The following is a 14430-nucleotide window of genomic DNA, read 5'->3' on the forward strand; positions in this document are numbered from 1 at the left end:
TAACCTGTCGCGTATGCCCTTGTTTTATCGTTTCGCTATTGACTCATTTTGTACAGTTGCCCAAAGCGCATTTTATTATGGGGTTGTAATTTTTTTTGTTGTGCTAAAAAAAGCTCAGCAGTAGAAACCGCATCAGCTAATGCATTGTGGCTATTATATTCTGGTAAGTTATAACGTTCTCTTGTGGTTGCAAGTGTCAAATCTATGTCAGGATTATTAACTGACATTGCCATGTGTTTTTCGATACTGAGCGTGTCGATCCATAACAATGGTAGGGCAGTTAACTGAAAATTACGTTTCATGTATTTTTGTAGAAATTGCGCTTCGACGATACAACCGTGTGCAACAAGAATTTTTCCTTTTGATGCATTAAACAGTGCTTTAATGGCATCATGAATCGATTCACCTTCATTGAGCATTTGTGGCGTAATATGATTGATAACTGCAGTAACAGGTTTAATTTGCGACTTTGAATTAATATAGTGATGTTTACAAGATGCCAGATCGATTTGTGAATTAATAATCTCAACCCAACCAATCGATAAAATTAAATCATTTTCAACATCTAAGCCTGTTGTTTCAAAATCGAGCACTAAATAATCAAACGACTCAGCAGTATCGATAAGGGCAGGTACTGTTTGCAGTAAATTATCGCTAATAAATTCTGGTACATTTTTATCTGCTAAAAACTGCTCACGCTCACGCATTATTCTCATTAAGGGGTGAAAGTAATGAATAAATGACTTCATTAACGACTCCCAAACCTGACTTTTGCTGCTTCTTGTAAGTCAGCGATAATTCTAAATGCATCTTTTAAATGTTTGCGTTCAAAGCTTCCAAAATGATCTGGGTTAATATTGTTATTAGGCTCTTCACCTTGTTTTAATGCGACTAATTGGTGATTAAATCTAAAAGATAATATGAATTTATAAGCGCCCAATATATTTTTAAATGAATCATCACTGAGCACACCTTTTTCATTAGCAGCTTTAAAACGCTCATCTGTGGCAGATAAGTCACACTCAACTGCGAGGCCATAGATACGGGCAAGATCAATAATTAAGTTAATGGCGTATTTTTTAACGTCGAGCGTTTTTTTATTTTCACCTGACTTTTCTAGCACTAGTTTATTAAAAATTCCTAATGGCGGATTAGTGTTAACAGCATCTTTGACTAAGCTACTTAAAAATTCGCGGTTATTTTTAATGTTACTGTGAAGTTCATTCCGTAACTCTGTTTCGTAATCAGCATTGCCATAGATAGTACGTATTTCAAGAAAGACACTGATATTGAGTAAACATTCATATTCAGGGTTAGCGACCCATTTTTTGTAATAGGCTTTCCATATTGACACTGTTTGGCACCATTTAGGTGTCGAAGCCATATAGTTTCCTGAACACAATGAGTAATGACAACGGTCTAAACCATGAGTGACGAGATTGGCTAAATGTTTAAAGTAGATTTTATCGTTGTCTGTTGCACTGTCTGCTAACACTATTGCGTTATCTTGATCAGACAGCATATGTACTTCATTTCGGGCATGTGAGCCAGCAACTATCCATGAAAATTCACAAGGTGGTGGGCCTAACTTGTCGATAGCAATTTGAATTAAGCGACGATTATAAGCATCCATAATCATGGTCATGACTTTGCCAATGGTTTCAGGGGCGACTTTTCCCTCAACCAGGGCTTCAAATATAGCTTGGCGTTCAGGTGTGAAGCTTGCTAATACCGAAGTGCTTCCAGCATATTTGATTTTATCAATTAAGAATATTGCCTGCATACGGTGATTTTGGACCAGGTGTGTAGTAGTTAATAAGCCTATGACTTTATTATCTTTCACAACAGGTAAGTTACGAATATTGTACTGCATCATCAATGATGCTGCATGCAAAACCAAATCGTCTGGTTTGATAATGTGGGGTGACGCTGTCATCACATCTTCAATGGGCTGGTCAACAGATACACCATCTGCAATCACGCGCTTAGTCATATCGCGGTCTGTAATTAAGCCGACGATGTTGTTGTCTTTATAAATCACCGCACAAGATGTTCGTAGCACATTACGCATTTCGTGAGCTACTTTACGAATACTCATATCTGCGGTGACTATCGCGATTCGACCTGTAGCAATATCGCCGACACGACGTAAAAATAAGCCTTTTTCTTTGTTTGACCACACAACATCTAAAGCTGATTTCAGCCTTACTTGAGCTTGTGAGGCAAAATGCTCTGCTACATGTGGAGAATGTTTAAATAAGGTTTGCAATGCTGAATGAGGAATTAAGTAGAGCAGGGTATTTTCAATTGCAGTAGCGTAATAACCTTCGTTATCATTGACATCAGAATTTAGAAATGTGAAGCCAAAAAGGTCTTCTGGACCTAATCTAGCTCTAAGTACACCATCTGTTTTGCGTTGTTCCATCGAGCCTGTTCGAACGATATACAGTGATTTTTCTTTGTCATCTTCATCAAGGTCTACTTTTTCGCCTTTGCCCAAGTAGCTTATTTTAACATGAGCACATAATTCTCTTAATTCGGCTTTATCAATTTTGTCGAAAGGGTCTATCTGACTGATAAAAGTCATAATATTCGGCAGTAAAGATTGTGGCATGATAAAGACCTCTAACGCGCTATTTTATTTATAAACATTCACCAGTCATGATAAAAGCTGATGTAAAAATCAGTAATTATGACAGTTTGAGTCTATTAAGAAAGAGTATTGGTTTGCGCGCATGACTCCAACACTGCTGGAATTAGGTTTTGTATTAGGCTACGTGATTTTAGGTTATATACTAATCAATAACACACATCGATATATAATCGGCCGATGTGAGTTATTGATTTAATAATACGATAGCTAAATACACAGTTAACTAAACAGGATATTTGTCTTTAACTGTTAGTAAATGAGCGGCCGATGCTGCGCGAGCTTTGTCACTGTTACCTGCCATAATGGCACTGTATATTTTTCTGTGTTCTTCAATACAAGTGCTACCATCTTCAGAAGTATGATGGATAAAGTTTGCAAACATAGTCGTTAAAATATTGCCAAATGGCAGATAAAATACATTACCCGTAGCGTTAAAGATTAAGCTATGAAATTGAGTGTCAACTGTGGTCCATTGTTCTTGGTCAAATACATCAGCTTTAGCTATATCGCACATTTTATCGAATATTTCTGATAGCTTCATGCGTTGTTCAATGGTGGCATGGCGAGCGGCAAGGGCGCATGCTTCAGGCTCAATTGCTCCGCGTAATCCAAGAAATTGAGAACAGAATTCGTCATTATCAGAAATGCCGTCCATCCACTCAATTAATTGAGAGTCTAAGAAGTTCCAGTAAGCTCGTTCAACCACTTTTGTGCCAACTTTAGGTCTAGACTTAAGTAAACCCTTTGAAGTCAGAAGTTTAACTGCTTCCCTCAATGCGGTTCGGCTTACACCAAATTGTTCGCAGAGATCTAATTCGCTGGGTATTACCGAATTTTGAGCGAGCTCTCCAGACAATATCTTTCTCGCTATTTCGCGAGCGACTTGTACATGCAAACTGCGCTTTGAGCCAGCAATTGAATCAAAATCACCGATCATAATCATCTCTACTTGTTGATATATACTATTTAAGTACAACTATACACCTAAAAAATCACTATACAAACGAGCAATCTTTTAAATGTGACATATGTACTTTGCGTTTAATTTTGTTGTTCAAATTTGTCGACGTATTATTGAGCTGACTTATCACTGCTACCGATTGTTATTGTCTCACATCAAGTCTGGCTATAGGTTTAAGCACACTGTAAATCGCTGCAAAAATCATTAAAATGAATACACTTTTTGATGTCTGTTAAAGTTGATGTTGTTTTAATTGCATCTAAATTTGGTAGTAAACTAAAATAGATCTGTTAATTTTTGCTGATTAGATTAATGTAATTGTATTACTTAATGCTCAATGTTGTTAACCGTCAGTAGTTGACTAACTCAAGCAACAATCACAATGACAGATTATAGTCAGTTCATCAATACTGGGATAACTTATTATGGTCTTCATTTGTAATTGATTTGCAACATAATTTTAATTGCTTAGACTTTTTTGCTCAAGGACGTACTGTGTTCTTATCATCGGCATCTAATGCCTATATCAAACGAAATATCTCTTTAGGCTGGCCTTTAGCATTAAATGCGTTGTTAATGCAGTCAATGTTGATGATTGATACTTTATTAGTCAGTCCTTTGGGCGAAGTGTCATTAGCGGCAATGGGTATTGCCACGACTATAGTGTCATTTATTTTGGGTATTCAAATGGCGCTGGCCAATGGAACTCAACTAGTGATGAGCCGTGCAGTAGGTTCTGCTAACCAGACCAAACTGGCAAATTCATATTGGTCTGGAATGTTGATTAACCTGATTGTGGCGATTGTTTTCTGGCTATTACTTTCATGGTTAGACCAAGATTTAATTTATTGGCTTACTGACAATAAAACCTTATATGTTGAGATTGGCCAATACCTTGGTTATGCAAAATATTTAGTCTTATTTACTGCTATTACTCAAGTTATCACGGCTATGTTTAATGCGTTAGGCCGCAGTAAACTGCCATTTAAAAGTTATTTGATTGAATTACCAATTAATGCTTTTGCATCTTATTTCTTAATCCATGGTGTCAGTGATTGGCAAGGCCTCGGAGTTGTCGGTGCGGCAATAGGCAGTGTGATTGCGATTAGCTTACGAATGATATTTTTAACTGTATGTTTAAAGTATCAACAAGATCTGGACCTTTCTTTTAACAGTAAAATGGCATTGTTCATAAACAACATTAAATTGCATTTCATTGAGATATTTCCAGTTGCAGCTAATGTCACCATGTTATCGATTGGAGCAACAATTTATCAGCTATTGTATTCACAACTTTCTATTAATGCTTATGCCGCCATTACAGTCTTAATGCCATGGATAAGAGGTGGAACTCAATTTATAACCTCGTGGGCGCATGCATCAGCTATTACTATTAGCCAAGCCATTGGTTCAACAAAATTAGAAAACCTAACTGCAGATGTTGATATTAGTATCAAGATGGCGGTGGTTTTGTCGGTATTATCTTGTGGATTATTTTGGGCGTTAAGTTTTGTTATTGGTGATATATATCCGGGGTTAAATCACGAAACGTACCTAGCATTAGCGTCAATTGCTCCTTTGTATATACTACTGCCGTTTATTCGTGGATATAACACAGTACATGGTCATATTCTGCGGGCTTTGGGTAAAACGACAGCGGTATTTAAAATCAATTTTACTGGCCAATGGTTAATTTCAATTCCGCTTTGTGCCCTGTTAATCTTGTATTTTGATGCCTCCATCTTCTGGGCTTTTGCTGTTATGCCATTTGAGGAAGCCGTTAAAGCATTTCCTTTTAGGTATTTGGCAAGAAAGACGTTAAAAGAATTTGACCACAACCAAGCCCAAAAGCTGATTTAATGGTTATGGCTACTATTAAGCACGAAGAGTTGAAACAATTGATTTCAATAGCGAGGTTTTGAAATCTCAATTACAATGAACGACTTTTGCTCAATTTTACTTACGCATTAATCAATAAAAAACACGGCGTAATATCTGAGGAATACCTTTAATTGAAAACATCACTTTTCCTTATTTCTACGGGATTTATGCTGTTATGTGGTTGCCAATCGTCAACCGTAACCGATATAGAAACACATAAAAGCGTTAACAAAACTAAAAAGTCGACTGAATATAACATTCCAAAATCGTTGGTACGTCGACAATATAAAGAGTCTGGTGATGTATGGGAACGTATTCGTTTTTCAATGGATATGCCAATACCTGACCAGTACTTAGTGAACCGATACCGCCAATGGTACATTGATAACCCTCAACACCTCGAGCGAATTTCACAACGCGCTCGTCCTTTTTTATATTTAATCGTGCAAGAGTTTGAGCATCGTGATTTACCGATTGAACTGGCATTATTACCGATCGTTGAAAGTTCTTTTAATCCTCTCGCGTACTCAAGTGCTGATGCTTCAGGCTTATGGCAGTTTACTTCGCCTATGGCGATTCACTTTGGTTTAGATATGAATTGGTGGTATGACGGTCGCAAAGATGTGCCTGCAGCAACCACCGCAGCGCTTGATATGTTGGAGTATCTGTATAAAAAAACCGATAACTGGTTGTATGCACTTGCCGCATATAATGCTGGTGAAGGTCGGCTCAGAGAAGCAATAAAATATAATGAGGCTAGGGGACTTGACACTGACTTTTGGTCACTAAAATTACCCACTGAAACGAGGCAATACGTGCCGCAACTTCTAGCCATTGCTGATGTGGTTAAGAATGCTAAAAGCTACGGCATAAGCCTAAACCCCATTCCCAATAAGCCCTTGGTTGAAGTGATTGATGTTGGTAGCCAAATCGATTTAGCTGTCGCGGCGAAGCTGGCTAAAATACCTGTTACACGCTTACAAAAGTTAAATCCTGGTTTTAACCGCTGGGCCACATCACCACAAGGGCCGCATCAGTTAGTGGTACCTGTGAGTAAAGCTCATAAGTTCAAGCAAGCGTTAGCCAATACTGATGTGAACGAACGGGTAAAATGGTACAAATATCAAATTCAAAACGGTGACAATATTACGGTCATCGCACAGCGTCATCAAACCAATGTCGATAAAATCAAAGCCATGAATGATATTGATGGTGATAAAATTATAGCGGGTCAATTCTTGTATATGCCACACACGGCATCTCAGGTGATTTTAGATGTTGAATTAGCGGCCTCTCAATCTGCGGCGAAGAAAATAATTCACAAACAGAGTGACAATACACTCGTTCAACCGCAGCTAATCACTGCTGCTTCCAGTGCCACTCCCCAAGCTGGGCATACAGTTCAATACGGGGATACCTTATGGAGTATCGCTAGAGTTTATAAGGTAAGTGTTGAGCAAATTATCAGTTGGAATAATATGACTGATAGAGACAAGCTCACAGTAGGTAAAACACTCAAGTTTTATCAAAACGTACAAAATAAAAGCCAGCAAATGCGCCTATAATGAGGGCTACAATCTAAGTTGCGAATGGCTATCGCGACTTAGGTTGTTTGCTTTACGATATCTTACTGAGTTCACAGTTCTGACATTTCAACAGTATATTTAAACGATATTTTCTTTTAAAAGAATAAAAATCATACCTTACGGCATACTTTTATTATTTGTTAGTGTAAATTAATTGTATAAATGTATAAGTTTGTTCATAAATTTTTACATGACAGTTAATTTTATGAGGGTGTCGCTGCAATGTTGAAAATCAATGTGTTTCCTTACACGACGTTAGCGGTTTTATGTGCCAGTTCAACTGTAATGGCTCAAGAATCCAATTCACTAGACCTTAGTTTACAAGAATTGATGAATGTAGAAGTTACATCGGTTTCAAAGCAAAAGCAGCCTTTATCTAATTCTCCCGCCGCCATTTATGTGTTAACCAACGATGCTATCCGCCATTCTGGTGCAACCTCCATTCCTCAAGCTCTTCGCGACGTACCAGGCCTACATGTGGCTCAAATTGACGCTCAAAAGTGGGCTGTTAGTAGCCGTGGTTTTAATGGACGTTATAACAATAAGCTTTTAGTCATGATGGACGGCCGCACGCTTTATTCCCCTGCGTTTTCTGGGGTGTATTGGGAAGTACAAGATACGTTAATGGCCGATATTGAACGTATTGAAGTTATTCGTGGTCCCAGTGCAGCATTGTGGGGTGCTAATGCCGTAAATGGTGTTATTAACATTATCACTAAACACAGTGCAGATACGTTAGGCGGCTATGCAGAACTCGGTGCGGGTGATTATGAACAAGGCTTTATCGGCGCAAGATATGGCACTAAGCTATCAGATAATGCTAGCTCCAGAATGTATATTAAAGGTAATAGTCGCGATTCATTAGAGCATAATGCAAAAGATCTCGACAGTTCACTTGTTGATGCCGCATCTACTGTTGATAAAAGTAATGATTGGCACCATTTACAATTTGGCGGCAGGGTTGATATCCAACTTGAAAACGACACTAGCTTGACGTTAAGCAGTGACTATTACACCAGCAAAATGAATCAAGCATCAAATATAGCTTCAATGGATGCACCACAATATAGAGTGTTTTATTCAGAGGAGGTAGAGACTGAAGGGTTCAATTTATTATCGCGTTACACTAAAGCGTTATCGGCAACCTCAGAATATACTCTACAAACTTATTACGATTTTGCTGACAGAGAAGAAGAGCTCTATCATCTTCGCACCAATACTGTTGATATTGATTTTCAGCATCAGCTTATCGTAGCTCAAGATCATAATATCGTTTGGGGCTTAGGTTATCGATACATAAGCGATGATTTAACTTCAATGCCAATATTAACCAGTTCAGAACCCGATTCAACACAAACACATTTATGGAGTACATTTGTTAGTGATGAAATTGCCTTAGTGGATGATGCACTTTGGTTAACCTTAGCGTCACGTTTTGAACACAATGATTATACTGGGTTTGAAATTCAACCCAATGTTCGTTTGATGTGGCAAGTTGATACAAAGAATAGCTTATGGACTTCAATTGCCCGCGCGGTTAGAACTCCGTCTCGAGTTGAAAATAACTTATCTGTGAATGCGCTAAACATTGCTCCATCGGATGTATCACCTCTTGTTAAATTGTTTGTTGTGGGCAGTGATGACTACCAATCAGAAGAAATCGTGTCCTATGAAGTGGGTTACCGTTTTGTACCCGCGAAAAAATGGTCTTTTGACACAACGTTTTTCTATAACGTTTACGATAAGTTACGCAGTACATCTGATGGCACAACCGACCTTAGTACTTTCCCTAATTACATTTCACAATACACTGTTTTTGAAAATCAATACGATGGTTACAACTATGGTGCCGAGCTGTCGTCGATGTGGGCGGTGACCGATTTGCTGCAGTTACGTATTAACTATAGCTATATTCAAAACGAGTTTGGGGATATTTTGGGGCAAAATACCCAGGCGCCACAAAACATGTTTTCAGCCATGGTTGATTGGAATATGACCGACAATATTGATGTGAATCTGGTATGGCGTATCATTGATAATACCGAGTTACTCAGTGGCAACGGCACTAGCTTTAAATCTATTGAGGGCTATAAGGGGGTTGATATTGGTGTTAGCTGGGCTGTAACTCCAGATTTGATGTTATCTGCACATGGTAAAGATTTATTTTACTCATCTCACCTTGAATATGAAGCAGAGAGTATTTTGCTGCCTTATCAGGTAGGCCCAAGTTATTTTGTTAAAGCTAGCTTGAGTTTTTAAGCGTTATTTATGAGAAATGATAATATTTATCGACAGATACTTTATTCATTGATGGCGATACTTGCTCTATTTTCTAGTTCAGCAATCGCCGAGGATTCGTTTGACTTAAAAACGGCATTTACTTATAACTTTGCAAAATTTACTCAATGGCCTCAAACGCGTATTGAACAACCTTCTGCATGGAAAATATGCTTTTTTGGCAACCAATATCGAGACAGTTTCATCGCACTCGAGAATAAAAAAATTGCTAAACAAAACATTTCCGCTATCCAATTATCAGACACTAGCCAAATAGATCAATGTGATGTCATATTTATCGATTCTGCATCGCGTGAGCTAACGCGGCGTATATTTTTGGCAGTTGACAGTAAATCAATTTTAACTGTATCGGATATTTCTGGTTTTGCCGCACAAGGTGGAATGATTGAAATTGTAGAGCAAGATAAACGATTGTTTTTCAAAGTTAATATTCAGGCTTTAGAGCAATCTGGATTAAATATAAGTTCACAAGTGTTAAAGTTAGCGCTTGAGGTAAAACGATGAGTATAGTCAATTTTTCTTCAATTAGAACCAAGCTCATTTGTTCAATGCTTGCTATTGCGGTCATCGTAATCGTTATTATTTCTACCGCGCTAATTAGCCAACAATTTGCCATAACTAAGCTAAAAGCAGCGCAAAACTTAACCGTGTTGAGTGATATAGTGGCAAGCAACAGTTTATCTGCGGTGATATTTAATGACCCCAATTCTGCCGAAAAAACCTTGTCTGCTTTAGTTGCTCAGCCCGATATTATTAATGCCGTCATATATGACCCTGTCGGTACTATTTTTGCTGTGTACTCTGGTAATAAAGAAAATCAATTAAACATACATGCAGAGCAATTTTTAGACATAGTATCAAGTAAGAAAAAACAAATTTCGTTTAGTCATGACGCAGTACATTCATATACACCAATATTATCAGAAGGTGAGTTTGTTGGCATGCTCCACATAACCGACAATATGAATACATTATCAAAGCAGCTAGATGACTACTTATTGTTAGTGGTTTCTGCCAGTGTGTCGGCATTTTTTGCCAGTTTATTGGTTATGTTTTGGTTACAGTCGTTATTTACTAAGCCGATGAATACGCTTTTAGGTGTGATTGAACAAATTTCAAATAACAAAGATTACAGCCAACGTGTCAGCATTCAATCTCATGACGAGTTCTCACAACTTGCTGATAGTTTCAACGTTATGATTGCCGAGGTTGATACTCGAGGTCGCCAACTTGAAACGATAAATCGAGAACTTGAACATCGTGTTACTGAACGTACATTTGAGTTACAACAAACGTTAGAAATAGCTAAAAATGCTAACCTTGCTAAATCCGAATTTTTGGCTGTGATGAGTCATGAAATCCGGACCCCGCTTAATGGGATTATTGGTTTTTCAGATTTGCTTAAATCCTATGAGCTAAATAAAGATGTCACTAACACCGTTGAAATGATTAATGATTCTGCGCAAACCCTATTGGTGTTATTGAATGAGGTGTTGGACTTTTCAAAAATTGATGCCAATAAAATGGATTTAGACATCCGTGAGTTTAATTTGCCAGATTTAGTTAACTCTACCTGTCAATCTCATCACGTTGTTGCACAAAAGAAAAATTTAACTTTTTCTATTAATATTGAACCATTAATGCAATTGAACTATTTAGGTGACTCTGTACGGATCCGGCAGATTATTAACAATTTTATTTCTAATGCGATTAAGTTTACTAGACAGGGTGGAATTACTATTAAAGTCAGTGAGCATATTGAGGGCTCAGATACGGTTATTAAATTTACTGTTATTGATACAGGCATAGGGATTTCTGACAATAAACTTGAATCAATTTTCACTCCATTTACTCAAGCTGATAACTCTATTACCCGCGAATTTGGTGGAACAGGTTTAGGCTTAGCCATATGCCAGCAACTTATTATATTGATGAATGGCCGTTATGGTGTTGAAAGTAAAGTCAATGAAGGCAGTACCTTTTGGTTTAGCATTCCACTAGTTGCTGTCGATAGTTCATCGGAGCCTGTGAGCGAACTAATTAATAACAATAACATCAGTGAATCTGTATATCGTAAAACGCATGTTTTAGTTGCTGAAGATAACGTCGTCAATCAATTAGTAGTTAAGAGCTTGCTTGCGTCTTTAGGCCATGAATGTGAAATTGTAGATAATGGCGAAGAGGCGATTAAAAGGGCGAGTGAGAAAAAGTTTGATGTGATTTTTATGGATTATCATATGCCAGTAGCCGATGGGATAGCGGCAACTGAAGCCATCACTAATCAAGGCCCTGATGGGGTAAACTTTACGACTCCCATAATAGCGCTTACCGCTGATATTCAGCCTAATGTAAAACGTCAGTTTCGGGCCGCTGGGGCAAAAGATACTTTACTTAAGCCTTTTACTAGGCAAACCCTCAACGAATGCTTAAATAAATGGGTATTTGACTCTGTAGATTCATTATCACAAAACGACAAATCAAATGATGATGAATACCAAATCTTTGTTGACGGTCCGCTTAATGACATTAAGCAAATATCTCCTGATGATTCAACTGAACTGGTGAAAACCATTGTTGATATTTACATTAACAGCACCCCTAATTTGATTAATGATATTGCTCAGGGTTTAGCGGATCAAAACGCAGATCAAGTTTTTAAAGCTGCTCATTCGTTAAAGTCTAGTTCTGCGAATTTAGGTGCAAGCAAAATGCAACGTTTAGCCAGTCAAATTGAGCAATTTGCACGCAATGTTAAATTAGATGAGGCCCAACCTTTAGCAGGAACACTTCAAACAGTATTTGAACAAACTCAACAAGCATTAATGCACAAAGTCGAGGAGCTTGGTCAATGACGAACAATGTTATACATGATGTCATTTTGATTGTTGATGACGACCCCGTCATTCGCATGCTTATGCGTCGTGCATTGAACCCGTCAATGACTCATATTCTTGAAGCAAGTAGTGGCGAGGAAGCTATTGAGTTATTCAGTTTGCATTGCCCAGACCTTATTCTGCTTGATGTCTCTATGGATAATATGGATGGCTTTGAATGCTGCTCTGTTATTCGTAAGATGCCAGAAGGGGAGAACGTTGCTATTATTATGGTAACGGCTTTAGACCAACCGGAAGACATTAAAAAAGCCTTCGATGTCGGTGCCACCGATTTTATGACTAAACCGGTAAAATGGCCTTTGTTAAACCATCGGATCCACTATGTCCTTAAAGCCAATAAAACCATTAAAGAACTGACAAAAAGTAAAAATAGACTGGCCAGGGCACAAAGCATTGCCCACTTAGGGTCGTGGGAATGGGATTTTAAAAATCAAACACTTGATTGTTCTGATGAAGTATATCGCATGATCGGTATGCAACCTCAAGAACGCGAACTCAATTTTGCTAATTTAATTGAAATTATTCACCCAGACGATCGTGAGTTTCTGACTCACACGCTCAAAAATGCATTAAAGAACAAAGAATCCTATGATATTGAATATCGGATATTGAACGGTAATGGTGACATTATAACTTTACATGACAGAACTGATATCACTGATGATTTCGGTGGTCAGCGTTTAAACGGCACGTTACATGATATTTCTAGCCGGAAAAAGTCTGAGCAAGAAATTGCTTATTATGCCTATTTCGATACGTTAACCGATTTACCGAATAGACGTAAATTTTTGGTTCAATTAGATTCTGCTATCGCATTAGCAAAGCGTCACGGAACAAAATTAGCATTATTATTTATCGATTTAGATCATTTTAAACGCATTAATGACACATTAGGCCACAAAGCCGGTGATGAATTACTTTGTGAAGCGGCAAGACGTATTAAAACGTCGATACGAGCTACTGATGAAATGAGTAGTGGTAATACTCATGTCGACTTTGACAATGAACATATTGCACGCTTGGGCGGCGATGAATTTACCTTATTGTTAACTGAACTTAATACATTTGATAGTGTAGCCATTATTGCTCAGCGGATTATAGATGAGTTATGTAAACCTTATTTTATCATGGGAAAACAGACTTATATTTCTGCCAGTGTAGGTATTTCATTTTATCCAGATGATGGCCTTACTGGCGATATATTGCTGCAACACGCAGATACCGCCATGTATGAAGTTAAAAATAACGGTAAAAATGGTTATCAACTTTTTTCTCATGACATGCACAAGACATTAATGGACAGGTTGCAACTGGAAGCTGAACTGAGAGAAGCGATTACCTTAGGGGATCAACTCAAATTGCATTACCAACCTCAAGTTAGCTCAACCAACGATAACGTTGTCGGTTATGAGGCTTTATTACGTTGGAATCATCCCACTAAAGGCATGTTGTCGCCTTTTGATTTTATGGCCATGGCTGAAAGTAGCGGATTAATTATCCAGATAGGTGAGTGGGCTTTAATTGAAGCCTGTAAAAAAGCCAAGAAAATCCATGTTGCGGACAGCAATTTTACTCGAATGGCAGTGAATTTATCTGCGCTACAATTTAATCACGCCAACATTGTCGACCATGTTAAAAACGCACTGTTGCTAACATCGCTTCCAGCTCATTTACTTGAACTTGAAATAACTGAATCTGCCATTATTAGTAACGTTGAAGATGCCATAGCATTATTGTTTAAACTCAAGGAACTTGGAGTGCAATTGGCTATTGATGACTTTGGTACTGGATACTCGTCACTCAACTATTTAAAGAACTTTCCAATTGATACCTTAAAAATTGATAAATCGTTTATCGATGGCATCGTTCATAATCAAAAAGATGCAGCCATAGCACGCACCATAGTCCAACTCGCACTGAACTTAGGCTTAGGCACAATAGCCGAAGGGGTAGAACACGTAGAGCAGTATGAATTATTAAAAGAGATGGGATGTAACGATTTACAAGGATATTTGTATGGCAAACCAGTCTCACTAGAGCGGTTTTAATGATTAAAGCTTAAGAAGTGTTCGTATCTTGTCCTAGTACTTTTCTCTCTACACTTATTACGACTTAACTGATAAGTCGTTGTCATACTCTTTCGTATAATTTCAATGT

Annotated in this window: 9 protein-coding genes; 6 read left to right on the top strand and 3 right to left on the bottom strand. The window is 37.9% G+C overall.

Translation table 11 applies throughout. From position 1 onward, the window contains the following. Positions 1-35: 35 nt before the first annotated feature. From IEY40_RS01730 to IEY40_RS01740, 3 genes are all read right to left on the bottom strand, one after another. Positions 36-749 (bottom strand): 3'-5' exonuclease, encoded by a 714-nt coding sequence (locus IEY40_RS01730; RefSeq protein WP_188952747.1) that lies wholly within the window; start codon positions 747-749, stop codon positions 36-38. Beyond that, a complete protein-coding gene (locus IEY40_RS01735; protein WP_188952749.1) occupies positions 749-2614 on the bottom strand; it encodes a putative nucleotidyltransferase substrate binding domain-containing protein in 1866 nt (621 codons plus the stop codon). The genes IEY40_RS01730 and IEY40_RS01735 overlap by 1 nt, the downstream gene beginning before the upstream one ends. 262 nt (positions 2615-2876) lie before the next feature. Next, the gene (locus tag IEY40_RS01740; protein ID WP_229776976.1) at positions 2877-3629 is read right to left on the bottom strand and encodes a FadR/GntR family transcriptional regulator; all 753 of its coding nucleotides are present in this window, start codon (positions 3627-3629) and stop codon (positions 2877-2879) included. Between the two features lie 480 nt (positions 3630-4109). Here IEY40_RS01740 and IEY40_RS01745 point away from each other — a divergent pair, with 480 nt between their 5' ends. The 6 genes from IEY40_RS01745 to IEY40_RS01770 all read left to right on the top strand — a co-directional run bounded on the left by IEY40_RS01745 (position 4110) and on the right by IEY40_RS01770 (position 14321). After that, the gene (locus IEY40_RS01745) at positions 4110-5474 is read left to right on the top strand and encodes an MATE family efflux transporter (RefSeq protein WP_188952750.1); all 1365 of its coding nucleotides are present in this window, start codon (positions 4110-4112) and stop codon (positions 5472-5474) included. 152 nt (positions 5475-5626) lie between these two features. Then, positions 5627-7060: a LysM peptidoglycan-binding domain-containing protein gene (locus tag IEY40_RS01750; RefSeq protein ID WP_188952751.1), complete on the top strand. Its 1434-nt coding sequence runs from the start codon at positions 5627-5629 to the stop codon at positions 7058-7060. A 243-nt stretch (positions 7061-7303) separates the two neighbouring features. Further along, positions 7304-9340, top strand: a complete 2037-nt coding sequence (locus IEY40_RS01755; RefSeq protein ID WP_188952753.1) for a TonB-dependent receptor plug domain-containing protein — start codon at positions 7304-7306, stop codon at positions 9338-9340. A 9-nt stretch (positions 9341-9349) separates the two neighbouring features. Continuing rightward, complete coding sequence (locus IEY40_RS01760) at positions 9350-9883, top strand: YfiR family protein (protein ID WP_188952755.1); 534 nt, start codon at positions 9350-9352, stop codon at positions 9881-9883. Further along, a complete protein-coding gene (locus tag IEY40_RS01765; protein WP_188952757.1) occupies positions 9880-12231 on the top strand; it encodes an ATP-binding protein in 2352 nt (783 codons plus the stop codon). The genes IEY40_RS01760 and IEY40_RS01765 overlap by 4 nt, the downstream gene beginning before the upstream one ends. Continuing rightward, on the top strand, positions 12228-14321 hold the full coding sequence (locus IEY40_RS01770) for a two-component system response regulator (protein ID WP_188952759.1): 2094 nt from the start codon (positions 12228-12230) through the stop codon (positions 14319-14321). Before IEY40_RS01765 ends, IEY40_RS01770 begins: the two co-directional genes overlap by 4 nt. Positions 14322-14430 lie beyond the last annotated feature (109 nt).

Origin of the sequence: Shewanella ulleungensis (assembly GCF_014648315.1) — a bacterium.
GTDB lineage: Bacteria > Pseudomonadota > Gammaproteobacteria > Enterobacterales > Shewanellaceae > Shewanella > Shewanella ulleungensis.

Bases quoted from the DNA above. Each gene is read 5' to 3' on its own strand.
- IEY40_RS01730 (WP_188952747.1), bottom strand. From the start codon at position 749: ATGAAGTCATTTATTCATTACTTTCACCCCTTAATGAGAATAATGCGT.
- IEY40_RS01735 (WP_188952749.1), bottom strand. From the start codon at position 2,614: ATGCCACAATCTTTACTGCCGAATATTATGACTTTTATCAGTCAGATA.
- IEY40_RS01755 (WP_188952753.1), top strand. From the start codon at position 7,304: ATGTTGAAAATCAATGTGTTTCCTTACACGACGTTAGCGGTTTTATGT.
- IEY40_RS01760 (WP_188952755.1), top strand. From the start codon at position 9,350: ATGAGAAATGATAATATTTATCGACAGATACTTTATTCATTGATGGCG.
- IEY40_RS01765 (WP_188952757.1), top strand. From the start codon at position 9,880: ATGAGTATAGTCAATTTTTCTTCAATTAGAACCAAGCTCATTTGTTCA.
- IEY40_RS01770 (WP_188952759.1), top strand. From the start codon at position 12,228: ATGACGAACAATGTTATACATGATGTCATTTTGATTGTTGATGACGAC.